The organism is Neobacillus sp. OS1-2, from assembly GCF_030915505.1.
GTDB lineage: Bacteria > Bacillota > Bacilli > Bacillales > Cytobacillaceae > Neobacillus.
In genome coordinates, this window is sequence record NZ_CP133265.1 from 2,725,886 (window position 1) to 2,750,868 (window position 24,983).

Consider the following 24,983-nt stretch of genomic DNA (forward strand, 5'->3'; position numbering starts at 1 on the left):
GCATGCTATCCCCACTACAATTTACTATAGCTCTTAATTATTAATAAAATATGAATTAGATGTTACTCATCGGTTAATATTTAAAAACCAACTCGGAAATAGTAGGAATAATTGTGTCCCATTTTTTAGATTGTGTATACTTCAAACAATCGAAGCACTCTAAAGGACAAAATTCCAGAAATTCAGATGGAATTGTCCAATAGAAGTACTCTAAAGGACAAAACTCCAGGAATCCAGATGTAAATGTCCAATAGAAGCACTCTAAAGGACAAAATTCCAAGAATCCAGATGGAAATGTCCAATAGAAGCACTCTAATGAGGTTAGCCAGATAGCTGGTTGACCTTTTTCAATGTGGTCCTTTTATTACAGTTGCCGAGGGAGAAAGATGCATGCCTGCAGTCCCTCAAATAATCGGATAATCAATTAATCTCTTTCTCTTGCCCTCGGGGTATCTCGTATATTCTTTTGAACGGTTATGGCTGCGGATACTTGTGTTTACCATTCTCTACTTTAACTTCATTCTCATTAGACATGGAATGTTCCCCTCCATCTTTTTAAAAATAAAAATGGAGCACTATAGTGCCCCTACCTTAATCTTATTATATGGATTTTTTTACAAATAATAGTTAATTTATTTGAAATTTCCAATTAGAATTTCTGTAGTGGCGTCTTGTTAAATTGTAGTTGTTTCAGAGTTTTTTAAAACAAAAAGAGCGAACAGTCCCAACCGCTATTCGCTCTTGATTCCAATGAAAAATACTTTGCAAAAAAACGCCAATAGACATAACAGGGACAACACCATAAGGGTCGTTCCTAGTTGGTTTTGCTGCCCAATTAAATAATTATTACAAAGGCGAATGGGGGCGTTGGCGTAAAGCCAGCCCATGACAAAGAGCATGGAAATAACGTTTGCCCAGACAACCCCTTTGACTGTTCCAGGCAATTTCCCCCAGCTCCATGCAAGGGGGAGGCCGATTAATAAAGGAACCGTCACATATTTTAGTATTTCAAACACGCTGCTATTTAAGGCAGCATCAAGGGAACGCGGTAAAAGCCAATAGATGCTTGCGAATAGTACTATTAGGAGACCAGGTATACCCAGGCTGTTATATTCGGAATCGTCCTTTCTAAATCCGCTCCCAAGAAAATAACCGGCTAATGCTAACAAAGGAATTTGAATGATCATCTGCCCAATCATGGTATCCACAAGACTTGTTCTAACCTGCGGGATGCTTAGGATTGCCACTAAACCAAGGCCAATGAGGATGTTCCGTTTCATTCTGCCCCCCTCCTCAAAAAGAGATAATCTCCCTCAATACTTTGACCACTTCATTGGGAGAGTCAAAGTTGAATATCCGTATTAATTGACCTTCAGGATTGATTAAATAAAATGCGGCATTATGCTCAAAACCGTTCTCAATGGGAAGGACAATTACTCCTGACTGTTCTAATAATAAATCCAGCTCTTTTTGGTTAGGAACGCGCGCGATTTTCCAATAGACACCGTCTGCTTCATACATTTCTCGATGATGTTCAAGCATCTCAGGTGTATCTTGTGCAGGATCAAAGCTGATGCTTAGTAACTGTATTTTTTTTTCTAAAATTTTTGGGGGCAGCTGTGTGTATATTTTATTAAAATTCATTTCTACTAATGGACAGACGTCACCGCAAGTTGCATAAATGTAAGTAACTAAAATATATTGACCACGGTAGTCAGAAAAGGTGAATTTTTCACCCTTACTATCTTCGAGTATCACATCCGGAACTTCTGGGCTATTTTGTAAGACATTGATCCTACGCGCTTGTTCAGCCGTCAAAGCCTGGAAATGATTCGTAGAAAAGAATAAGAGCATGATCCCAAACACCGGTATTGCCATTAGAAAAAAAATACTTTTCTTAGCCATGTGTTGGGGTTCCCATATTATCTGTGTGGTCCTTATTCGTGCCAATTTTGCTGGAATAGTTAATGAAACGGACGATAAATAGCAGGAAGATAAGGGTTACGGCCATCCCAGAGAATGCGGCCATAACATCGGCCGGGATCCATTCCGGAAGATGTTCAGCCCAGCGCCTTGGGGTACTATCCGCTCCCGAAAATAAAAAGGAGCCTGTCAACCCAAGGAACGTTAGGACAAACAACCATAAGGTGAGAAAGTCCATTTTACTATCGCTCCGTCCGCCCTCCACTTTGGTCAGGTAATACATGAACCCAATAAGCATGGAACATACTCCAATCCCCATGTACATATGGAAATGTCCTGGAACCCATTTGGTGTTGTGCATCACATGATTAATGACAATGGTGGCATCGACAATCGCTGGAATAACCCCAATGACCCAGCCAAACATTGATAGGTATAGGAAGCCCGAGGCCACATCCCATTTAATGCCGGAACGATAGACGATCATCAATGCCCCATAAGCAGTGATAACTAGAACCGGTATTCCATTTAAATAGGAAAGAACCTGCCCCATAATTAGCATCCATTTTGGCATGACAAAGTCCATCAACAAGTGATGAGGATAGATAATCAGGGTGAAAATGGTTGATATATTCCAAGCGATTAGAAAAATCTTATTGGATTTCCACGGTCTTCCGGTATATCTAGGGAGCAATTCATAGACAACGATCACGGCCATATATATGGTGGAGTTTGCAAGGACATGGCCAAATCCGTAGGTCAAGTTTTTGGCTAAGAGGGGATCAATTGTAAAGCCTGGTGCATAGAGGTTGATAAGGCTTATTAACAGGATGGCCGCCCCTGCGATAATCGCTGTAATGTCAACAATACAAACCATGGTGCTGGCAACGACAGTCGGTGGCGGACCAAAGCCCTTTTTTTGACCTAAAATTTGTGGCCAGCCAAGTGTTGCCGCAAAACTGCCATATTGTTTAATCATGGCACGTGCAGCTTCTAAAAATAAAATTAAAAATCCGCTGCCAATCACCAGCATTCCCCCTAAATAGAGGGCAGCAGCCGTTTTTCCCCACATTCCCCCTGAAATGCTCGGTAGGGGATAAAGAAATGTCCAGCCTCCGGCGAAATCATAGGCAAATATTGCTACTAATACCATCGCCACACCCACAATGAAAAAGATGAGATTTACATAAAATACCGATCTTTTAAGTGAAACATATTGACTAAGGAAATACCACATAATGCAGGATACGGCCAGGGCTGCAGTTCCAATCATCCCTGTTCCGTGCAACGTCATAATTTTATAGAACATCCTTGGATCTAACGCAATCAACTTTCCTTGAGCCAGGAGCATGAGTACCCCCACGATCATCATTAGTAATAACAATGCCCCACTTAAGACTAGTGGAAAAACCACGCTTTTCTTTGTTTTCAAATCTATTGAAACTCGTAAAGTGTGCATCCTTTATTCACTCCCTCCGATTATTTGTTGACGGTGATTTCCCGTTTCATTAAGTGATGGGCCATGCCGCAATATTCCATACATAAAATTGTGTAGGTTCCCGGCTTCGTAAATTGATAGTACACCGTGTTTGTATATTTAGGCATGCCCTGAGTTTGTGCAACAATATTCATGGTTTCATCGTATAAACCGAAGCCGTGATTGACGTCCTTACTTGTAACATGAAAGGCGATATAATCTCCCACCTTAAACGCATCTTCAGAAACTTCAAATCCAAATTGCATGGCGGTTACCTCGACATCAATCGGTGTTCCTTTTGCTTCCGCTCGTTCAAAAGGCAAGTCTTTTAAGGTAAAATAACTGGCGGTTAACAGGGTGGTAAATAAAATGAGGAACCAGACCTTGCGAATGAAATACCATTTTTTTTGAACCTTGGCATAATCGGCTTTCTTTCTAGATTGGGATAAGACATAGAGGAAGAGAAAAATAACAAACATGCTTAGCAGTATCGTAATGATCCAGGCTGCTTGTTGATACATAAACGAACCCCCCTTATTTAAAATCAACCTTTTCTTCTGTGATGGTGGAGAAAAGAGCTATGTCTTAAAAATCATACAAGAGATAGAAGGGAATTACTGTTAAATTTATCACAATTTTCAGTTATTTAATTCGCGTGGTGGTGCCTGACACCAATTGGATATTGTTGGATATTAGCGAAAATTGGCTGGGGAAATAAGAAAGTTATAAATTCGCTCATAGAACCCCGAAATTCGCTCATTGAAACATAAGATTCGCTCATAGAACTCCGAAATTCGCTCATAGAAACATCAGATTCGCTCATAGAACTCCGAAATTCGCTCATAGAACTCCGAAATTCGCTCATAGAGTGGGACAAGTAGTGAAATGAATAATGAATTTCTGATAAAGGAAAGGAAATTTTAGAAATACGAAATTTACCGCGAATTAATTTGAACAAATTTAATGAAAATACCCCTTTTAAAAAGATTTTAGAGAGTTTACAATTATTTCGGGTCACTAAACGTTCACAATTTTCAATTTTGTGATAAAGTTAGGGGGAAATTATTTAGGATACTAATGGGAGCGATTGGCATGCAAGGCTGGAAACGTAATTTATGGGTTTTATGGATTGGTGTCTTTTTTACATCGGCAAGTTTTTCGATGGTTATTCCCTTTTTACCGATCTTTCTTCCACAAATCGGCGTCCATGAACATATTGAAATGTGGGCAGGATTATTATTTAGCGCAGCGTTCTTTGCGGGAGCGATCGCTTCGCCGTTCTGGGGGAGTGTAGCCGATAAATATGGACGAAAGCCGATGATTATCCGGGCGGGATTTTGTCTTTTTATCATCTATAGTTTGACCGCATTTGTGACAAATCCCTATCAGTTATTGGCCTTACGGATTGCGCAAGGGCTATTAACCGGATTTATTCCTGGGTCGATTGCTTTAATTGGGACGAATACACCCGGTAAAAAGATCGGGTATGCACTGTCGATGATTTCGACTGCATCTGCCTCTGGCGGGATTCTTGGACCGCTGCTTGGCGGAGGAATTGCACATTTGGTCGGAAACCGCTGGGCTTTTGGCAGCGCGGGAATCTTTACTTTGATTTCGACAATTTTGGTCATTTTTTGGGTAACGGAGGAGAACTTTACCCCAAGCAAAAAGCGTGGTTCTGTAAAAAATGATATAAAAGAAGCGTGGAGCAATCGGCCATTTATGCTAGTGCTGATCTTAACAGTTGTTACGGCAGGATCGATCATGACGATTGAGCCGGTTCTACCCTTGTATATTGTTAAATTGGGCGGCTCAGTTGATAAGGCTTCACTGTTAGCCGGTATTGTATTTTCACTTCCGGGGATTGCCAGTGCCTTATTTGCTCCTGTCTGGGGGAGATGGGCTGATAAAGTCGGATTTCATCGCGTACTTGTGGTCGGGCTGCTTGGCGGCGGTCTCGGCACGCTGGCCCAGATTCTGTTCAGTGAAATTATCGGATTTTCCATTATCCGTTTTGTCTTTGGTGTCTTTTTCTGTGCGGTCTATCCAGCATTAAACGGTCTTGTTGTGAAGTCAACAGCCGAGGAATTCCGCGGTCGAGCATTCGGATTAAGCCAAACCGCTAATCAGATTGGCGGGATGACAGGACCGATGATTGGCGGCTTCATAGGCGGGATTTTTCCGGTGCAGATGGTCTTTCTCGTAACAGGTGTTTTATTGTTAGTGGCGATGGGAGCGGCATATTGGAAAGGCAAAGGTCTCATTAGTGTGTCAGTGAGAAAAAGCAACGCGTAGTCTAAAAGCTTTGATTTTGCAAATGTAGTGGTAATAGATTTGAAGGGGGAGAGTGGGCTTCATAAAGATGATGAAGCCCACTCTGTCAGAAAGCTAGGGGCATTTGCTCAAAGGTGAATCTAAGAAAGTTACGACCCATAAGATTTTAATGAATGGGTAATTTTTCAGGATTCATAGTTATATACATTTCGTTAATTTTTTCATTATGAATATAAAAACTAAGGATACTTTGAATCTTTCCGTTTATATAGATCACGATTGCTGGCTGACAATTGACACTTTTTATCTCGAAAAAGGATTCTTTAGGGGCCTTTTTTATGATTCCGTATAGTAAGGCCAAAACGTTGGATACGGATACGACAGGACGTACAGCAGCCGTAACTTTCCCTCCGCCATCAGAAAATAGTGTGACATTTTCTGATATAAGTTCTAATAGAGTATTCGTATTTTGTAGTTGAAACGCTTCTACAAAGCGATTAACCATTATTTTATTTTTCTCATAGTGTAAGCTTTCTCCTTCCACAAGGGAGATTTTTTGCTTAGCCCTGCTAAAAATTTTCCTACAGTTTTCATCCTTCTTTTCAATGATAGTAGCAATCTCTGAATAGGGGAAATCAAATACCTCTCTTAAAAGAAGGACTGCTCGTTCATCGGGTGCTAAATGCTCCATCATGCGTAAATAGGCAATACTCAAACCTTCCTTTTGTAAAAAAACTTCAGATGGATCAAAGGCATGTACTTTCTCTAGTAATAATGGCTCAGGATTCCATGGTCCCACATACTGTTCTCGTCTGTACCGTGCAGACTTTACTAAATCAAGACAAAGGTTTGTCATCATTTTACAGAGATATGCTTTCTTATTCTTTATGTTCTCCTCACTGATTTGGGAAGCTTTTAAAAACGTTTCTTGGACAATATCCTCTGTATCCACTACAGAACCTAACATCCGATAACCTAATGAAAACAATAACGGTCTAAATAGTTGGTAATCTTCTTTCGTAATTTGCACGATTTTCACTCATTTCATTTAAAAGGATTTCTTCCGCAGCTTGTTTTCCACTGCTGGCTGCTCCATCTGCCAAAATGGAGTCGGGAGAGGCCCAGTCTCCTGCTATATATAATCGCGGAATTTCTGTTTTAGAACGCAGCAGCTTGAGCTCATCCCCTATTTGAGGCAAGCGTTGGTTCACCGTAATGGTAGGGATAAAACGCCTTGTAATCACATACTGCTGCCACCCTGGCTGCAGCTTATCTAAGAATTGTTCAAGCTCGTTTTTAACACTTGTTCCCTCTATTGTGTCATCTGAGTGATGATATTTAAATACATGAAGAACGGCATTCTTTGGATCATTTGAGAGGTGGGCATAGGTGGAATGCACGGAATAATAGAGTGGATCAGTGATGCCCATAGCGAACAATCGCTTTGGGTTCGGGAGCTGTGTTAACGCGACATCTAACGTTGCACCCCTTACAGCCGTTACCTGGGCTAAAAAGTTCTTTAGATATGGAGTCCCTTTTTCTGCTAACATTTCATTAAGTTCGTGTGGGCCGGATGTACAAATCACATATTTGCTGTGAATTTCTTCGCCATTTGCTAGAATCAATTTAAATTCACCCTGTAGAGCGGGATCAATTTGTTTAACAAGGGTATGTGATTGAATCTGAACACCTGAAAGGATTGCTTTATTGTGAAGTTGGTCAATGATCGTTTGCCAGCCACCATCTAAATAAAGTACGCCTCCTAAAGCATTTTTCAAAGTTGATACCATTACTTTTGCACTCACCCTTCCAGGAGCATGGCAATAGGTGGAAAGTCTGCCAAGTATATAGAGTAATGATTCAACTTTTTTAGAATGAGCGGCTTGCTTAACCCATTGTTGGTAGGATTGCTCCGCTAACTTTTCAGGATCGATTCTCAATACTTTCAACAAAACCGCAACCCACTCCATACGTTCTTTTCCATTCAAAAGGCTTGTTGTAAAGAACGCCAAAGGAGAAAGCGGTGCAGCATAGTCGATATTGTTTTCGATAAATTTGCCGCCTAATTTAGGAGACCTTCCCTGAAGATGTATACCTAAATCTTCGAGAATAGACTTGGCTTTTCCTTTTTTATAAAGGGCATGGGGGCCTAAATTCAAATACTGTTCTTTCATTTTGTTTGTTCTAGCTCTTCCACCACCCTTTTTTCCCTTTTCTAAAAGTATTATAGATAAGTTGGTCTTAGATAAATAATTTGCTGCCACATAACCTGCTAATCCACCACCAACAATGACAATATCCCATTTTTGAGTCATAAGAAAACCTCCTAAAGTTATTTCATAACTCAAGACGATAAAGGGTGAATAGATGTGACAGTGAGTAAAATTAATATTTGGAGGATAAGGAGGATTCGTTCTGATGGGTGGTTATTGACATATGGAAATAGTTGTTTTATAATTATCTCGAATTCAAGATAAATGGATTCAAAGAAATTAGTGTCAGAAATTAGATGTTCGAAACTTTAAATAATAATAAAAAAGAAATAATGGAAAAAATATGTTAAAGGAGTGAACTAGAATGGAACTCTTAGGATTACATCATGTATCCATATTGACTGGAAAAGCGGAAAAGAATTATGAATTTTATACAAAGATTTTAGGAATGAGATTGGTAAAGAAAACAGTGAATCAAGATAATACAGAATCCTATCATCTCTTTTATGCGGATGCAGAGGGAACGCCCGGAACTGACGTAACGTTCTTCGACATTCCTGGTCTCGGACAATCATACAGAGGAACGTCAGATATTTCCTTCGTATCGCTAAGGGTGAAAAGTTCAGATTCATTGTTATTTTGGAAAAAACGTTTTCAACAATATCATGTAGAACATGAGGATATTCAAAAAAGAGCCAATCGTGATACATTGGCCTTCAGAGATTTCGAGGGAACTCGGTTAATCCTTGTAGCCGATAACCGTGAAAAGGGTGTAAGAGCAGGGGTTCCTTGGCAAAGGGATGACATTCCTTTGGAGCATGCCATTATTGGATTAGGACCCGTAACACTAACAGTCGGAATCGCCGAACCAACGATCGGCGTTTTAACAGAGGTTATGGGCTTTCGATTTGTTGGCTCCTATCCATCACTTGAAGGGAATTATCCCGATATATTGGTTTATGCGGCTGGTGCAGGCGGCAGCGGTGCAGAAGTTCATATTGAAACAAGACCTGATTTGCCAAAAGCCCGACTTGGGCGCGGCGGTGTTCATCATGTTGCCTTCCGCATTCCCAATGAAGAAGAGTATGATCAATGGGCACAGCGGATAAAGGAAAATCGATTACCGAATTCGGGGAAAGTGGAACGGTATTACTTCAAGGCATTATATTTCCGAGAACCCAATGGAATATTATTTGAATTATCCACGGATACACCAGGGTTTGCGACAGATGAACCGATAGAAACCATGGGGGAGAAACTAGCACTGCCGCCATTTTTGGAACCAAAGCGAACCGAGATCGAGGAAAAATTGCGTCCATTGATCTTAGAATAAAAATCTAGCAATTATGGGAGGAATATATAATGAACCATCTAAAAGGAATGCACCATGTAACAGCGATTACAAGTAGTGCTGAAAAGAACTATGAATTTTTCACCTATGTACTAGGTATGCGGTTAGTAAAAAAGACGGTCAATCAAGATGATATTCAAACCTATCATTTATTCTTTGCTGATGATAAAGGCAGTGCAGGTACAGATATGACGTTTTTCGACTTCCCAGGCATACCGAAAGGCGTTCACGGTACAAACGAGATTTCTAAAACATCATTCCGTGTACCAAGTGATGCTGCCTTAGACTATTGGGTAAAACGGTTTGATCGTCTAGAAGTTAAACATACTGGAATCAACGAGCAGTTTGGCAAGAAGACACTTTCTTTCGTTGATTTTGATGACCAGCACTATCAATTGATTTCGGATGAATTAAATACAGGAGTAGAATCCGGCACACCTTGGCAAAACGGTCCGATTCCACTTGAATATGCGATTACAGGTTTAGGACCGATTTTTGTCAGGATTGCCAACTTTGATTACTTTAAAGAAATGATGGAAAAAGTTCTCTTATTTAAAGAGACTGATAATGACGGATCGTTCCATTTATTTGAAGTGGGTGAGGGCGGAAATGGTGCCTCGGTTATTGTTGAATATAATGCGATTCTTCCAGAAGCCCGACAAGGTTTTGGTACCGTTCACCATGCCGCATTCCGCGTAGAGGATCGCTCTGTTTTGGAAGAATGGATTGAACGGATGAGTAGTTTCGGATTCCAAACATCCGGGTATGTCAATCGTCACTTTTTTGAGTCATTGTATGTAAGAGTTGCACCGCAAATTTTATTTGAATTTGCCACGGATGGGCCTGGCTTCATGGGTGATGAACCTTATGAAACACTTGGAGAAAAATTATCTTTACCTCCATTCCTAGAGCCTAAACGTGCACAAATAGAAAAATTAGTTCGCCCCATTGATACAGTGAGGAGTACAAAGGTGTTTAGTAAAGAATAACAGACTCCTGAAAATATGTAGGTTCAGCCAATTTATATGGCTGGACCTTTATTTAATTTTTTCCATATAAATAGCTGTGAATCCTAGTGAACCAAATAAAACCTCTGGTAAAAAATGAAACCTTTTTTAAAATTAGGCAGTATACTATGTAGTATGTGTTTTAATTTCTGTTTCTGAAATAAGGGAGGAATGGTCACGTATGAGTATTATTTCAAGATTTAAAGATATTATGGCGAGCAATATCAATGCTTTATTGGATAAGGCTGAAAACCCGGAGAAAATGATTGATCAGTACCTACGAAATCTTAACAGTGACTTAGGGAAGGTAAAATCGGAAACAGCATCCGTGATGGCGGAAGAACAGCGGGCAAAAAGGCTCGTAACTAACTGCGAAGAAGATATGGAGAAGATGGAACAATATGCGATGAAGGCCTTAGAAGCGGGAAATGAAGGAGATGCAAGGAAGTTTTTAGAAAAGAAAACGGCACTTACAGCTAGATTAACAGAATTACAGTCAGCCCATCAATTAGCCTCTGCGAACGCTCTGCAAATGAAACAAATGCATGATAAGCTTGTCGCGGATATCGGTGAATTGGAATCACGCAAAAATATACTAAAAGCGAAATGGTCTGTTGCCAAGACACAGGAACGAATGAATAAACTTGGAGCATCGGCAGCGGGTTCCGGCCAATCGATTACAGCATTTGAACGGATGGAAGAAAAGGTGAATCGTGCGCTGGACGAGGCGAATGCCGTGGCGGAACTTAATGCAGGTCCGAAAGATGAAATCGAAGACTTAACGGCTAAATATGACGAGGCGAACCATGATGTTGAGGATGAACTTGCGGCGTTGAAAGCAAGAATGAAGAATAAGGGATAGAGGTCTATCAAAAGCTGTAGTTTTTATGCTGCAGCTTTTGAACACCGACCATTAAAAGATAGATATAAAAAGGGGTTGAAAACATGATCCTTCACTATAAATGCCCCAGCTGTGGAAATGATATGAACTTCGATTCTGAATCAGGCGAATTGTCTTGTCAAAGCTGCGGTAGACACGAAAATATAGAAAATTATCCTGAAGATTTGGTATCAGTCAGGTTTTCAATTGATGAGGCGAATGAGTACCATTGCGAAAATTGTGGAGCCGTTCTCATTACAGAAGCAGAAACAGCCGCAACAAGCTGCAGTTTCTGCGGTGCGGGTGTTGTTATTGCCGAGCGAGTATCAGGTCAGCTTGCACCGGCAAAGGTGATTCCTTTTAGCATTAATAAGGAAGAGGCAACGAATGCGTTTAAAAAATGGTGCAGGAAAGGACTTCTAACTCCGAAAGGCTTTATGACCGCCGATCGAATCAAAAGTATTACTGGAATCTATGTTCCCTTTTGGTTATTTGATTTAAATAGTAAGGTGCAAGTAAATGCCACATGTACGAAGGTAAGGACCTACGAACAGGGCGATTATATTTACACAGAAACAAAGTATTATGATGCCTTCCGCGATATCAACCTTGATTATGTTAAGATTCCAGTTGATGCATCGGAAAAGATGAATGACGAATTAATGGATAAACTGGAACCCTTCCCATACGATCAATTAAAAGAGTTTAAAACTCCCTATTTAGCAGGATATATTGCGGAAAAATACAATTATACAGATGAAGAGCTGCTCCCGCGGGCAAAGGATAGAGTCAGCGGTTATATTGAATCCTTTATTTCTTCGACTTTAACAGGTTATCATTCTGTAAATATAAAAAAGAAGCAGATCAATACGAGAAACGTGAACAGCTTTTATGTTTTACTGCCCGTATGGATGGTCAGTTATGATTACAACGATTCTGAGCACACCTTTGCGATGAATGGACAGACTGGAAAAATCGTTGGCAAACCGCCAATCAGTTTTGGTAAAGTAGCGATGTGGTTAAGTGGAATCACAGCAGGAACCTTTTTTGCTTTGAAATGTGTCTCTTATCTGATGGGGGGCGGGTTCTGGTGAGTGGAAATTTTGTGAAAAAATGCAGTATCCTATTCTTGTTTCTTACGATTCTCCTACTTCTACCGTTGGGGCTGTCGGTAAAAGCTCAAGACTTTGATCGGAATCAGTATATATATGACTCCGCCGGATTGCTAACGACCGAAGAGGCGGCAGAACTTCAGAATTTGGCAAGTGAGCTGGGCAATGAGAGGGAGACCGCTTTTATTATCCTCTCCTTAAATGGAACGGACGGAAAGGTCCTGAAACAATATGTGGAAGATTTCTATGATGAACAGGCTCCCGGGTTTGACCAACCACATGGAAATACCGCAATCCTAGCCATTGACATGCAAGAACGGGATGTGTATTTGGCGGGGTTTAAAAAGGCGGAGCAGTATTTGGATGATGGGCGGCTTGATCAGATTCGTGATTCCATTACGCCTGATTTATCTGCGGGCAATTATTATCAAGCATTTTCGGCCTTTTTAAATACTTCCTATGAATTTATGAGTGAAGAGCCGAGTTACAGTTCGGATGGATATTCAGGCAATGGTTCAGGTGGCAGTCCAGAGGGGTATATTGCCTACGATTCGGAGGGCAATCAGGAAAATATCCTTTTCCAATGGTGGTTTCAATTAATAGTCGCGCTTATCGTGGGCTGCACAGCTGTAGCGATTATGGCCTATCGATCCGGTGGCAGAGTCACAGTGAATGCCCGAACCTATATGGACAGCGATAAATCAAAAGTAGTTAGCAAGTATGATAACTTTGTCAATCAAACAGTGACTCGACAGAGAAAACCAGATAATCCGAAAAGTGGCGGTGGCGGCGGGATCACCGGTGGCGGCCACTCGCATAGCGGAAGCAGCGGTAAATTCTAGCTAAGAAAAGCACAAGCGCCCTGGAGCTAGACAATTCTCTAGTTCAAAACATATAAATTCTGATATAAGTGGAAGGGAGTAATGAATCAATGTCTTTTTTTAAAAATCAATTTGCAAATGTCGTAGAATGGCAAGAATTTCGGGATGATATGATCTTCTATAAATGGAGCAATCGTGAAATCAAAAAAGGGAGCAGACTGATCATTCGGCCCGGTCAAGATGCCATATTTTTTAACAATGGAAAAATTGAAGGGATATTTCGCGATGATGGAGAATACGATATCGAATCGCAAATCATTCCATTCTTATCAACCTTAAAGGGGTTCAAGTTTGGATTCAATAGTGGGATGCGAGTAGAAGTACTGTTTGTGAACACCAAGGAGTTTGTGGTGAAATGGGGAACTCAAAATGCAATTAATATCCCCGCACCGGGACTCCCAGGCGGTATGCCAATTCGGGCAAATGGAACTTTTACATTTAAGGTAGATGATTATATTGCTTTAATTGATCAAATAGCCGGTGTGAAGGATCAATATGTCGTGGAGGATGTAAAAATTCGCATTTCTTCTGTCCTTGACCAGCTCCTAATGAAATGGATTACAAAGGAAGGGAAGGATATGTTTAATCTTCAGGCCAACTCCTTCGACATTTCCAAAGGAATCCAAGAGGATTTGGATATGCAGCTGCTAAAAAGCGGTATTACGATCACCGGATTTACCGTCATGAGTTTCAGCTATCCAAAGGAGATTCAAGATAGGATCACCAAAAATGCTTCACACGGTATGGTTGGCAATATGGATCGGTACCAGCAAATCGAGTTGACAGATGGCATGGCCTCAGGGAAAATGAGCGGTGGCGGAGCGGCATCTGATATGGCCGGGATGATGATGGGGATGAATATCGCGGGGCAAATGATGAACAAAATGTCTCAGCAAACCCCAAACCAGCCTGCACTATCTCCAAATATGGCACCTCCTGCTAATGCTGGTGACCAAAAGAGACCAAACTTTTGCCCAAATTGTGGAACCAAAACAGCCGGGGCCAACTTTTGTTCAAACTGTGGGCAAAAACTTACTTCCTAATTTCAACTACATGATCATTAACTCAATAAATAGCATAGAAAAACGTCTAGGGTTTATATTACCCTAGCTTTTTTGTTTTGAATTGGCTGTTGCTATTACTCACATTTAAACTTCTAAAAACGTACTAATGAGGCGTGAAATTACATTTTGTTCGTAAGTTAATCTGATTTATCGGCGAATTTTCCAATATATCAGCGAATCTAAAAAGCAAACCATGTCCCTTCAGTTAAAGTTCCTAAAGCTTCAAACTAATCAATGAATACTCATTCAGTCTATGTTAATATTTAACAAAGGGATGGTTAGAGGGGGGACGCTTAATGTTTGTAAAAAAGAATTTCAAACAGCAGACGATAAATGGAGTCCAAATGGGGAACGGTACGGTAGCACTGCAAGGGGTAAAATTAAATGTTCATTGCTTTGTTGTGGACGGGGTATTAATTGATACGGGGGCAAAGTCATTAGAAAAGGACTTTAAGCCATTTTTTAACCAACAAGATATAGATCAGGTGGTCATCACACATTTTCATGAGGATCATACAGGCTGTGCAGCGTTTTTACAGAAAGAGATGCACCTGCCTATTTATATGAGTGATATAATGATTGAATATTGTGAAAACAGGGCAGACTATCCAATGTATCGAAAAATATTTTGGGGGAAGCGAAGCCCCTTTCAGGCGAAGGCAATTGGAAAAACCTTTTTATCCCGCCATGCAACATGGGACGTGATTGAAACACCTGGTCATGCTATCGATCATTTGGCGTTTTTAAACCATGAAACCGGTCAACTTTTTACCGGTGATTTGTATTGCCAGGAAAAGACAAAGGTCGTTTTACGTGAAGAAGACATTCCCACCATTATTCAATCCTTAAAGAAAGTGTTAACCTATAATTTCGAAGAAGTGTTTTGTTGCCACGCTGGCTATTTAGAGGATGGACGTGCTGCATTACAAAGAAAGTTAGATTATTTGTTAGATCTTCAAGGGAAAATTATCAAGTTCCACCAAGATGGATTGCCGCCAAGTCAAATCAAAAACACTCTCTTTCCAAAGAAATATCCCATCGTCTTCTTTTCAAAAGGGGAATGGGATTCTGTTCACATTATTAATTCAATTATTCAAGAACATATGAAAAATTCATTTTCGGTTTAACGTGGAAGAAGTGGGTATATAAGAATATGGTTTGGGAGCTGAGATTAATTGAAGAATTACCTGATTTATACATACGACGAAGCCATTGAGGTAATTGAGGAAATTGGCTTGTTACCATTGGCAAAGTTAGTACCTAATTATCCTTCGTTAGATAGTATTACTTCAAAGGATCATTGGTATAGTGGTTCAGAATTGGATCCGTGGATGTGGCATGTCGAATTCGCAGTTGATGGAGTAGCGGCATACGGAAAGTTTATCAAGAAAAAATCTGTTTTAATTTCACGTAAGATCCTTCCGTTAGTTAGGATAATTTTGGGCTCAGCGCAACCGTTGGAAAAACGATATGATGATGGAATGGTTTCAAGGGAAGCCTTAGAACTGTACAGGCATATTCATGAGGAACCGGGCATTGATACTAGGCTGTTAAGGGCCAAAGCAGGAATGAAGGATAAAGAAAAGAAAAAGCCATTTGATAATGCGTTGCTGGAATTACAAGGATCCATGGATATTGTTGTATCTGGGACGAAGGCAAAAACCAACAAATTGGGTGAAAAAAATGGCTGGAGCAGCACGTCATTTGAGACAATGGAATATTGGACGGAAAATAATGATGTAAAGGCACTAAGCATGGATATAGAAGAAGCCAAAATGGAACTTAAAGAGCACTTCTCACGAATCTGCAGCCCGGAATCCATAAAAGGATGGGAAAAGATATTTAAGTTTTAACTTTTTTAAATAAAATCAGAAAAAAACGGGCTATCGAGGCAAATGATCTATATTTGTATCGTGATGGTGCCCGTTTTTCTTTGGAAATTGGCCGCTATTTGGGGTGGTTTTGTTTTATTTGCGAAAGTAAGCCGTTTATTTGCGAAACCAATGGATTTGTTTGCGAAACCGGGTAGTTTGTTTGCGAAACTACCCGATTTGTTTGCGAACCTGAATTTTACCAAGGAATAGTATCGGGAGAATATGAACGATTCTTTTTTTCACCGGAACTGGTAAGTCCTGCGGATCGCAGATGCCTCCCTGCTGCATCGACAGATGTTATATGCGCAAAGGCTCGAAACTCGTGGTTTGTTATTTTGGAATCAAAGAGCAAAAAATAATCCAGGAGCGCCCTATCTAGTGCATCATTAGCAAAGGTATTACAGGATGGGCAGTACCATTTTCTCTTTTTGCGGACAATCGGAAGATAATCACATGAAGGACAATGAGGACCGGTCCTTAATTCGCTCCTTTTAATACCACATCTTTCTAATACATGGATTGTTGGCGGAGTATTCTTTTTAACTAGGAGTTTACATAACTTTCGGAGCTCTTTTTCGGTGAGGAATTCATTTGTGTACATTTTCTCAAACATATCAATCTTTTTCAGGAGATTATGAGATTTGCAGACTCGTTTCTTCACTTCGGAGTTGTTCCCATTGTAGGAAATAACAGCATATGGATTACTAATGACAACTAAGTAATCAACTGGAACAGGAGGGAAATTATATTTTGATAGAAACTCCTGGATGCAGGCTTTATGCATCTCAGCCTGCGCGATGGGATCTGTGTAGCCTTTATCATTTCCATCAATCGTTTGAAAAAATTGCTCATTTTCTAAATCAAATTTTAACGTTCCTGTCATATTTTTAGTTTCTAGGATAAGGGCGAGTTTAGGTGTAAGGAGAATCGTATCGTTTTGGCAGTTATATTTTCCGAAAGGAAGGTTTAAATCGTGGAAAATCATATAGTCTTTTTCAGGTAGTCGGCATAAATAGTAGTCTAGGGACTCTTCTCCTTGGTATCCGGCCTGCCTTCTAGCAAGTTCCTTCGTAATTTGCGACCGCTTATCATGATTTTTGGGAAGCCGACGCAATAGAGCCAACAAAATCAAGATAATTAATGGGACTTTCCGTGCCTTGATAATCAAAATAATCACTCCTTGTAGTTACTATCTACTAATTCTCATTTAGCGTGGTAAAATCCTGCAGAATTTGTAGAAAAATATCATTCATTTGTTACGAGATATTTGAAACTTTAGAGTAGAAAATTTTATTTGCGAAAGTAAGCCGTTTATTTGCGAAACCAATGGATTTGTTTGCGAAACCGGGCCGTTTGTTTGCGAAACTACCCCATTTGTTTGCGGAAACCAAACCAAGTTAGAGAAATTTTGCGGCAGTTCATACTAAATTCATACATTTTTAATATAATCCGAATGGAGCAATGGATACTGAAAGGATGTATAGATATGTCAAAAGAAAAACCCGAAAAAGGGTGGCGTCAATTTATTCGATTAGTGCAACAAACCAAGCCATCAAAACTACTGATTGCGATTGCTTTATTACTAAGTGTCAGTACAACTTTAGTTGGACTTTCCGTTCCACTATTTACGAAAAACCTGATTAATGATTTTTCAATAAGCTCTTTAAGTCCAGGGAAAATTATTCTTCTTGCTGGAGCTCTTTTGATTCAGGCTGCGGCCAGCGGGATATCGATCTACCTCCTCAATCACATCGGACAATCGGTGGTTGCCGGTATTAGAGAACGTCTATGGAAGAAGCTTCTCACCTTACCAATCCCTTATTTTGATGAGCATCAATCAGGTGAAACGGTCAGCCGCGTGACAAATGATACAGGAGTTGTAAGAGGTTTAATTACGGAACACCTCACTAATTTCCTTTCTGGAACGATATCTATTATTGGTTCCATTATTGTCATGTTTGTAATGGATTGGAAAATGACCATGTTAATGCTGATCGCCATCCCACTTTCTGCAGTGATATTAATGGTATTAGGTAGAAAAATGCATCTAGTGTCGAAGGGTCTTCAGGACGAGACGGCAAAGTTCACTTCTGTCATCCAACAAGTATTATCGGAAATCCGGCTCGTGAAGACCTCGAATGCAGAGCCAATGGAGTATGAGAATGGAAAAAGGGGAATAACAAAATTGTTTCAATATGGGCTAAAAGAGGCGAAGATTCAAGCATTACTTGGTCCGCTAATGGGAATAGTCATTATGATTTTACTCGTTACCATATTGGGATATGGAGGAATGAGCGTTTCCTCTGGGGCTTTAACCGCAGGGGATTTAGTCGCCTTTATTATGTATCTTTTCCAAATCGTTATGCCAATGGGGCAATTAGCGGCATTTTTTACTCAATTTCAAAAAGCCACTGGTGCAACGGAACGAATTATTTCAATCATGGATTCGACGGAAGAACAGGATGATTCCAAACCAGATGTAAAAAATATGAATCAACTCATTACCGTGAAGCAATTAGATTTTTCCTATCAAAACGGAGAAAAGATTCTGCACGATATCAACTTTTCGATAGAAGCTGGAAAGGTGACAGCGATTGTTGGCCCAAGTGGAAGTGGTAAAACGACTCTCTTTTCTTTATTGGAGCGTTTCTACCAACCAAATCAGGGAACGATTCTTCTTGGGAAAGAGTCCATTGATCATTTTTCGCTAGCTTCATGGAGAAGTCATATTGGCTATGTTTCACAGGAAAGTCCGATTATTTCCGGAACTATACGTGATAATATTTGTTATGGAATGAAAGCTGCCGTCGAAGATGAAGAGATCGCTCGTGTAGCGAAAATGGCTTATGCCGATCAATTTATTTCTGAGCTGCCGAGTGGATATGATACCGAAGTCGGTGAACGTGGAATCAAATTGTCGGGTGGTCAAAGGCAGAGAATCGCCATTGCGCGTGCCTTTTTGAGGAATCCTCAAATTCTTATGTTAGACGAAGCAACCTCTAGCCTTGATAGCAAATCAGAGCTTGTTGTTCAACAGGCATTGCAGAATTTAATGAAGGGAAGAACAACATTAATCATTGCCCATCGTCTTTCGACTGTGATTGATTCTGACCAAATCATCTTCCTTGAAAAAGGGGAAATTACGGGGAGCGGGACACATGAGCAACTTGTCCAAACACACTCCCTGTATCGACAATTTGCGGAACAGCAATTACGTAGGGCTGAACTTGCTTAATCAATTGAAAGGATGAGAATAAATGACGAAGGTACTGATCGTTGACGATGACTCCCACATTCGCGAGCTTGTCCTTCTTTTTTTAAAAAAGGAAGGATTTGAACTTTACGAAGCTTCGGACGGATTAAAGGCATTGGAATTGATGGAGAAAACAAAGATGGATTTGGTAATCATTGATATTATGATGCCCAATATGGATGGTTGGGAACTATGTCGGGAGATAAGAGTTTTTAGTGATATTCCGATCTTAATGTTAACCGCTATGGGTGAAACGCCCCAAAAGGTTAAGGGCTTTGACCTTGGAGCAGATGATTATCTAGTAAAACCATTTGAGCCGATTGAATTAGTAGTGCGAGTTAAAGCATTACTAAAAAGGTATAACTTGAATGTCTCACAAATAATTAACATAGATGGCTTCAAGCTGAATCGGAGAACACATGAAATGTCTTATGGAGAGCAGGAATTCACGATTCCATTGAAGGAATTTGAGCTTTTATTTAAATTGGCTAGTTATCCAGGAAAGACATTTTCTAGAGAAATGCTCATTGAAGATATTTGGGGTTATGATTATGATGGTGACGAACGTACTGTGGATGTCCATATTAAAAGGGTGAGGGAGCGATTCCCTGACACCTGGGCCCCTTTTCGGATTCAAACGGTATGGGGGTTAGGGTATCGACTTGAGGTGAAACCGTGATGAAGGGGAGCCTTGTTAGACATTTATTTGGTATTTTCATCTTTTTAACTATGATGATAGTAAGTTTTTCAATCGCCTATTTAGTTAAGACTATTTTTTATCAGAAATTTCATTTGCATTTATCTCATTATATTCAGTATTTAGGAACAACCATTCTAGGCTTTTTTATTTTTGTTTGTATTGGATATAGTTTTGGTAAAATCATTCGTTCTAGGCAACGCAACCACTTTAAGGAAATCATCGATGCTTTGCGAAAAATTGCGAAAGGCGACTTTAATATTCAGTTGCAAACATTGAAAAGAGAGGATCCCTTCACTACATTAATTGATCATATCAATCATATGGCAAAGCAATTGAAGGAAATGGAAGCAATGCGACAAGAGTTTATTTCAAATGTTTCTCATGAAATTCAGTCCCCGTTAACGTCAATAGGTGGTTTTGCCAAAGCCCTTCAATATGATGAATTGACGAATGAGGAACGAAGCCACTATCTTAGTATTATTGAAACTGAAACGTACCGATTATCGAAATTAAGTGATAATCTGCTAAAGCTAACATCCCTGGAATCTGAGCATCATCCATTTGAGCGGAAAAACTATCGATTAGACCAACAAATCAGAAATATTATTTTGGCATGTGAACCTAATTGGATGGAAAAAGAAATAGAGATCGATGTATCATTGGAGAAAGTCCACATCTTAGCGGACGAGGACTTAATGAGCCAAGTATGGACAAATTTAATCCATAATAGTATTAAATTTACGCCTAATTTAGGAAAAATTCGTGTCCGGCTTAAAAATATTGATGGTAAGGCAATGATAAAAATATCTGATACAGGGATTGGTATTTCTAAAAAAGATCAAGTCCACATATTCGAACGGTTTTTTAAAGCGGATAAGGCGCGGGAGCGATCGAGAGGCGGGAGTGGTCTAGGGCTTTCTATTGTGAAAAAGATCATTGAGATGCATGATGGGGCGATTTACGTTGAAAGTGAAATAGAGAAGGGAACGACATTTACTATCTTCATCCCAGTTTGATTAGTGGAAATCCCATGAGCGGGATTTCCTTTTTTGTTCTTTTCAGGAAGGAACTAGGACCTATGAAGAAGGTCCACTTTTATGTCAGGAATAATTTAAAAAAAACATGAAAAATTGGCATAGAAGGATTAAAAGGAGAAATATAATGAAGGTAAACTTAGTTAATTAAATTTATAAAGATTTTCGTATTCCGAAAAGGTGAGGATAGTTATGCTTCGAGGGACATTTGAATATATGAAATCAGTCAATAAAACAACTATTTTAAACAAAATTCGATTGTCCGGTTCTATTTCCCGTGCAGATATCGCAAGAGAAACAGGCATTACCCCACCTACCGTAAGCAGTCTAGTGAAAGAATTGATCCGTGAAAATTTGGTGATAGAAAGCCGCCTGGGGCAGTCAATAGGAGGCAGGAAGCCAACACTGCTTCAATTAAAAGAAGATGGATATTATGTGATTGGGTTGGATGCAGGTTCGAAAACGATTAAAGGGATTGTTAGTGATTTGGTGGGCAACATCTATGACCGTGTAGAAGTGGATATTTATCCAAACATCACCAAAGAGGAATTCTTGACCTGTTTGTCAGTGGTGGCAGAACAGTTATTGGGGGGCAATAAACAGTATACAGGTAGGATTCTGGGGATTGGTGTTGCCATGCATGGGATCATCGATGTTAAGACAGGTACCTCTCTTTCCTCTGTCAATTCCGGTTTATTAAATGTGCCAATTAAGCAAACGTTGGAGAAGAAATTTGACTTACCGGTCTTGGTGGAAAATAATTCACGGGCCATGACGCTTGGCGAGTATTGGTTTGGAAATGAGAGTGCCGCTAACCGTTTTGCGGTCATTAATATTGGCCGTGGCGTGGGATCAGGCCTGATTGAAGACAATAAGTTGATCCATGGTGCTCACGGTGTGGCAGGTGAAATAGGCCATGCTTCGATTTCATTAGAGGGTGAACGATGCAGCTGCGGCAATATTGGGTGCCTTGAAACTTTCGTTACGGGTGAAGCCATTGTCCGCAGAGCAAAAAGGTCTATACCGGATGCACCAGAAAACTTAACCGCAGAAGGAGTCTATCGTCTGGCAAAACAAGGAAAAAGGGAATATATTCAGGCGTTGGAGGAAACCGGGAGATTAATCGGAGTGGGAATTGTCAATTTCATCCATACGGCCAATCCGAATAAGATTGTGTTAAGTGGAGGAGTTATGAAAAGCAAAGAGTTTTTATTGCCGAGTATACAGCAAATAATTAGTGAGCGGGCTCTGATAGACGAAACTATTATTGAAGTAAGTAAACTAGGAGATGACATCACAGTACTTGGAGCGGCAGCATTATTGCTGAATGATTTGTTCTATTGTTATATCGTCTGAGAATACAAGTTTTATAGTTTAAGGATAATTTTATTAAAAGAGTTTCTGCAAACGGTTTCAGGTTAACGTTTTATTATGATTAGACCGAGCATATGCTGTTTTTAGACCAAGACTTGAAAGGTGGGATGCGATGGAAGGAAAACAAAGAGAGTTTAAGAAAAAAGAAACCTGCTTTGACCTAGTATTTGGATTTAGAACATGTTTTTAAAATCCTTATAGGGAGGTTTTACAATGCAATTTTTAATTGCATGGTTGGAAAAGTATTTTCTGCCACTTGCGGGTAAGATCGGGGGCCAAAAGCATCTGGTTGCTTTAAGGGATGCATTTATTGGAACAATCCCGGCAACGATGGCGGGTTCTGTGGCCGTTATGATTAACGCTCTTATACGGGATCTGCCACCGCAATTCTTTGATGGGTACGATGGGAACAGCATTCCAGTTATTAGAGAAATTATTGCCGTTAATGGATATGTATGGAGTGGGACCCTTGCGATTGCCGGTTTAATTTTTGTATTTTCGTGGGGGTATAATCTTGCCAAAGCCTATGGAGTTGACCAGTTATCTGGTGGAATTGTGTCAACAGCGGCTTCAATTGCCGGGATTACGTTCTCTTTCTCCGGTGGCATTTCTGGATTGAAATTGGATGCAACCACTGTAGATGCCATAAATGCAGCCGGGTGGTCTGCAACTGCTGATAGCATCACTGCTGGTGGATGGGGCTGGCTCCCATTAAACAACTTGGACGCTAACCTCTTCTTTACGGCCATGATTATTGGTTTTGTTGCTACTATGATATATGTAAAATTGATGTTGAAGGATATCACTATCAAGTTGCCGGATTCCGTTCCGCCAGCCATTTCGAAAGCATTTGCCTCCATTATCCCGGCAACTGCCGCTCTATATGTAGTTGGAATTTTCTATTTCGTTTTCTCCAAGATCGTGCCAGATATGACTTTCTTACAATGGTTGCAAAAAACGGTGGCTCAGCCGCTTCTTGGACTGTCCCAAGGGTTTGGAGCAGTTATCCTAGTTGCTTTATTCGTTCAGTTGTTTTGGTTCTTCGGAATTCATGGACCGAACGTTCTTGCGCCAATCCTGGAAGGGGTCTTCGGTGTTGCCCAATTGGAAAACGTTAACTTGTTCCAACAAGGCGGAGCTGATTTGGTCATTTCTAAAGGATACATGTGGGTTCGCGGGTCATTTGACGCCTATGCTTGGTATGGCGGCTCAGGCGGAACCATTGTATTAATTTTAGCGCTTCTTCTATTTTCTAAACGGAAAGATTATCGGACAGTTGCTAATTTGTCCATAGGACCTGGTATTTTCAATATCAACGAACCAATCCTGTTCGGTTTACCAATTGTATTGAACCCAATGATGTTCATTCCATTCTTGCTTGCACCAGTTGTGTCTGTTTCAATCGGTTACTGGGCGACGATGTGGGGACTTGTTAATCCGGTATCGCAACAAGTGACCTGGGTGACACCTCCATTCTTACTATCCTTCTTGGCAACTGGGGCGGACTGGCGTGCACCAATTGTTACATTGGTTGCCATGCTAGTATCATTTGCCATTTGGATTCCATTTGTTATCTCTGCAAACAAGTTGGACCCAGATTTAGGACCTGATAAGTCTGAATAGATGATTTCTCAAATGGGGGGCTGCTTCCCTAGAGAAGTGGCTCATCCTTCTTTCACATGGAGAAGGGGGTAGAAAACATGATTGAAATAAGTGCAGGAGTATTTCACGACAAAATCATTGAACTATTGAACAATTATAACGAGGAGGGGATTCGATTTTCTTTTAAAGAAAAAAAGGGTATCAATCTTTATTTTGAAACAAACGCGGAAGATTTGAAGGAAGCATCAAATTTGGCGAAATTGACTATTAAAAAACAGCCGTGGGGTTCGGTACTTTATTTCCGTTCTTCCCCAGCCAAATAAAAAGGATGATGAACGTGGGTAAATGGGGTTTATTTCTTCTTAGCATCGGCTGTCTCCTATTACTATTCAGCGCAAATGCTAAAACAGGACAGTATGATATTCTTAATTTGACTACGGCACTCTTTCTTCTTATTGTTGGTACTATTATCCTTATTAAGGAAAAGAAGCGAAATAAAACAGAAAAGAAGATTAGGTGAATGGGATGGAAATAGTAAAAAAAATGAAAGTACCGGTAGCATTTCTTTATGAGACGATTATAAAATCAGTCTTGGCGGACATCCATTCCCAAACGGGGAAAAAGGTATCGGAAAAACAATTGGCAGGGTTCGAATATGTTAAAACGTTTTCAAAAAATGCTAAAGCCACCATTCGGATTGAAGAAATCACTCAAAATACGTCCTATCAATATCGAACAACTAGTAATAAACATGACTTTTTAGTAGTATACAAGATTCGTCCACTTACAGAAGAGAGTTGTGAATTGCACTATATTGAAAAGATGGACTCCTTTGGCTATCTCCAGAATGTAAATGATATGTTTATCGGAATCATTTGGTCTCCGTTGAAAAAAAGGAGATTTAAAGAAATGTTGAAACAAATAGAAGCGGCTTATTTACAAGAAGTCGATGGAAAGTGATTAA

At 40.1% G+C, this 24,983-nt stretch carries 24 protein-coding genes; 17 read left to right on the plus strand and 7 right to left on the minus strand.

The annotated features are described in order from the left end of the window. Positions 1-731 precede the first annotated feature (731 nt). The 4 genes from RCG19_RS13375 to RCG19_RS13390 are packed head-to-tail and all read right to left on the minus strand — an operon-like array spanning position 732 to position 3,921. Positions 732-1,280 (minus strand): hypothetical protein, encoded by a 549-nt coding sequence (locus RCG19_RS13375; protein ID WP_308107546.1) that lies wholly within the window; start codon positions 1,278-1,280, stop codon positions 732-734. 13 nt (positions 1,281-1,293) lie between these two features. Beyond that, positions 1,294-1,905 (minus strand): SCO family protein, encoded by a 612-nt coding sequence (locus RCG19_RS13380; protein WP_308107547.1) that lies wholly within the window; start codon positions 1,903-1,905, stop codon positions 1,294-1,296. After that, positions 1,898-3,382: a cbb3-type cytochrome c oxidase subunit I gene (locus tag RCG19_RS13385; protein ID WP_308107548.1), complete on the minus strand. Its 1,485-nt coding sequence runs from the start codon at positions 3,380-3,382 to the stop codon at positions 1,898-1,900. The genes RCG19_RS13380 and RCG19_RS13385 overlap by 8 nt, the downstream gene beginning before the upstream one ends. Before the next feature lie 20 nt (positions 3,383-3,402). Beyond that, positions 3,403-3,921, minus strand: coding sequence for a cupredoxin domain-containing protein (locus tag RCG19_RS13390; protein WP_308107549.1), 519 nt, complete (start codon positions 3,919-3,921; stop codon positions 3,403-3,405). Between the two features lie 571 nt (positions 3,922-4,492). Between RCG19_RS13390 and RCG19_RS13395 the strand changes: the two genes are divergently transcribed. Then, positions 4,493-5,695 carry an MFS transporter gene (locus RCG19_RS13395; RefSeq protein ID WP_308107550.1) on the plus strand — a complete coding sequence of 401 codons (1,203 nt, stop codon included), beginning with the start codon at positions 4,493-4,495 and terminating at the stop codon, positions 5,693-5,695. Between the two features lie 145 nt (positions 5,696-5,840). On the opposite strand, the gene RCG19_RS13400 is transcribed toward RCG19_RS13395, so the two are convergent. Both RCG19_RS13400 and RCG19_RS13405 read right to left on the minus strand, forming a co-directional pair. Further along, positions 5,841-6,704 carry an RNA polymerase sigma-70 factor gene (locus tag RCG19_RS13400; protein ID WP_308107551.1) on the minus strand — a complete coding sequence of 288 codons (864 nt, stop codon included), beginning with the start codon at positions 6,702-6,704 and terminating at the stop codon, positions 5,841-5,843. Next, positions 6,670-7,989 carry a phytoene desaturase family protein gene (locus RCG19_RS13405; protein WP_308107552.1) on the minus strand — a complete coding sequence of 440 codons (1,320 nt, stop codon included), beginning with the start codon at positions 7,987-7,989 and terminating at the stop codon, positions 6,670-6,672. Before RCG19_RS13405 ends, RCG19_RS13400 begins: the two co-directional genes overlap by 35 nt. A 262-nt stretch (positions 7,990-8,251) precedes the next feature. On the opposite strand from RCG19_RS13405, the gene RCG19_RS13410 reads away from it, so the two are divergent. From RCG19_RS13410 to RCG19_RS13445, 8 genes are all read left to right on the plus strand, one after another. Continuing rightward, positions 8,252-9,220 (plus strand): ring-cleaving dioxygenase, encoded by a 969-nt coding sequence (locus RCG19_RS13410; protein ID WP_308107553.1) that lies wholly within the window; start codon positions 8,252-8,254, stop codon positions 9,218-9,220. Between the two features lie 29 nt (positions 9,221-9,249). Then, complete coding sequence (locus RCG19_RS13415; protein ID WP_308107554.1) at positions 9,250-10,227, plus strand: ring-cleaving dioxygenase; 978 nt, start codon at positions 9,250-9,252, stop codon at positions 10,225-10,227. Positions 10,228-10,426: 199 nt separating this feature from the next. Next, a complete protein-coding gene (locus RCG19_RS13420) occupies positions 10,427-11,107 on the plus strand; it encodes a PspA/IM30 family protein (protein WP_308107555.1) in 681 nt (226 codons plus the stop codon). An 83-nt stretch (positions 11,108-11,190) separates the two neighbouring features. Next, positions 11,191-12,219: a TFIIB-type zinc ribbon-containing protein gene (locus tag RCG19_RS13425; RefSeq protein ID WP_308107556.1), complete on the plus strand. Its 1,029-nt coding sequence runs from the start codon at positions 11,191-11,193 to the stop codon at positions 12,217-12,219. Continuing rightward, positions 12,216-13,079 carry a TPM domain-containing protein gene (locus RCG19_RS13430; RefSeq protein ID WP_308107557.1) on the plus strand — a complete coding sequence of 288 codons (864 nt, stop codon included), beginning with the start codon at positions 12,216-12,218 and terminating at the stop codon, positions 13,077-13,079. The genes RCG19_RS13425 and RCG19_RS13430 overlap by 4 nt, the downstream gene beginning before the upstream one ends. An 89-nt stretch (positions 13,080-13,168) precedes the next feature. After that, positions 13,169-14,161: an SPFH domain-containing protein gene (locus RCG19_RS13435; protein WP_308107558.1), complete on the plus strand. Its 993-nt coding sequence runs from the start codon at positions 13,169-13,171 to the stop codon at positions 14,159-14,161. A gap of 317 nt (positions 14,162-14,478) precedes the next feature. Next, positions 14,479-15,309, plus strand: a complete 831-nt coding sequence (locus RCG19_RS13440; protein WP_308107559.1) for an MBL fold metallo-hydrolase — start codon at positions 14,479-14,481, stop codon at positions 15,307-15,309. Positions 15,310-15,357: 48 nt separating this feature from the next. After that, positions 15,358-16,035: an AlkZ-related protein gene (locus RCG19_RS13445; RefSeq protein WP_308107560.1), complete on the plus strand. Its 678-nt coding sequence runs from the start codon at positions 15,358-15,360 to the stop codon at positions 16,033-16,035. A gap of 217 nt (positions 16,036-16,252) precedes the next feature. Here RCG19_RS13445 and RCG19_RS13450 read toward each other — a convergent pair whose 3' ends face one another. Then, on the minus strand, positions 16,253-17,224 hold the full coding sequence (locus RCG19_RS13450) for a nuclease-related domain-containing protein (RefSeq protein ID WP_308107561.1): 972 nt from the start codon (positions 17,222-17,224) through the stop codon (positions 16,253-16,255). Between the two features lie 318 nt (positions 17,225-17,542). Here RCG19_RS13450 and RCG19_RS13455 point away from each other — a divergent pair, with 318 nt between their 5' ends. From RCG19_RS13455 to RCG19_RS13490, 8 genes are all read left to right on the plus strand, one after another. Next, positions 17,543-19,291, plus strand: coding sequence for an ABC transporter ATP-binding protein (locus RCG19_RS13455; RefSeq protein ID WP_374049545.1), 1,749 nt, complete (start codon positions 17,543-17,545; stop codon positions 19,289-19,291). 22 nt (positions 19,292-19,313) lie between these two features. Then, positions 19,314-19,988: a response regulator transcription factor gene (locus RCG19_RS13460; protein WP_308107562.1), complete on the plus strand. Its 675-nt coding sequence runs from the start codon at positions 19,314-19,316 to the stop codon at positions 19,986-19,988. Beyond that, positions 19,988-21,025: a sensor histidine kinase gene (locus RCG19_RS13465; protein ID WP_308107563.1), complete on the plus strand. Its 1,038-nt coding sequence runs from the start codon at positions 19,988-19,990 to the stop codon at positions 21,023-21,025. The genes RCG19_RS13460 and RCG19_RS13465 overlap by 1 nt, the downstream gene beginning before the upstream one ends. Before the next feature lie 210 nt (positions 21,026-21,235). After that, positions 21,236-22,399: an ROK family transcriptional regulator gene (locus RCG19_RS13470; RefSeq protein WP_308107564.1), complete on the plus strand. Its 1,164-nt coding sequence runs from the start codon at positions 21,236-21,238 to the stop codon at positions 22,397-22,399. A 231-nt stretch (positions 22,400-22,630) separates the two neighbouring features. Beyond that, on the plus strand, positions 22,631-24,040 hold the full coding sequence (locus RCG19_RS13475; RefSeq protein WP_308107565.1) for a PTS sugar transporter subunit IIC: 1,410 nt from the start codon (positions 22,631-22,633) through the stop codon (positions 24,038-24,040). Between the two features lie 77 nt (positions 24,041-24,117). Next, positions 24,118-24,342 carry a hypothetical protein gene (locus tag RCG19_RS13480; protein ID WP_308107566.1) on the plus strand — a complete coding sequence of 75 codons (225 nt, stop codon included), beginning with the start codon at positions 24,118-24,120 and terminating at the stop codon, positions 24,340-24,342. A gap of 14 nt (positions 24,343-24,356) precedes the next feature. Beyond that, a complete protein-coding gene (locus tag RCG19_RS13485) occupies positions 24,357-24,539 on the plus strand; it encodes a DUF3188 domain-containing protein (protein ID WP_308107567.1) in 183 nt (60 codons plus the stop codon). A 5-nt stretch (positions 24,540-24,544) separates the two neighbouring features. Then, positions 24,545-24,979 (plus strand): DUF3284 domain-containing protein, encoded by a 435-nt coding sequence (locus RCG19_RS13490; protein WP_308107568.1) that lies wholly within the window; start codon positions 24,545-24,547, stop codon positions 24,977-24,979. The last annotated feature ends 4 nt before the right edge of the window (positions 24,980-24,983 follow it).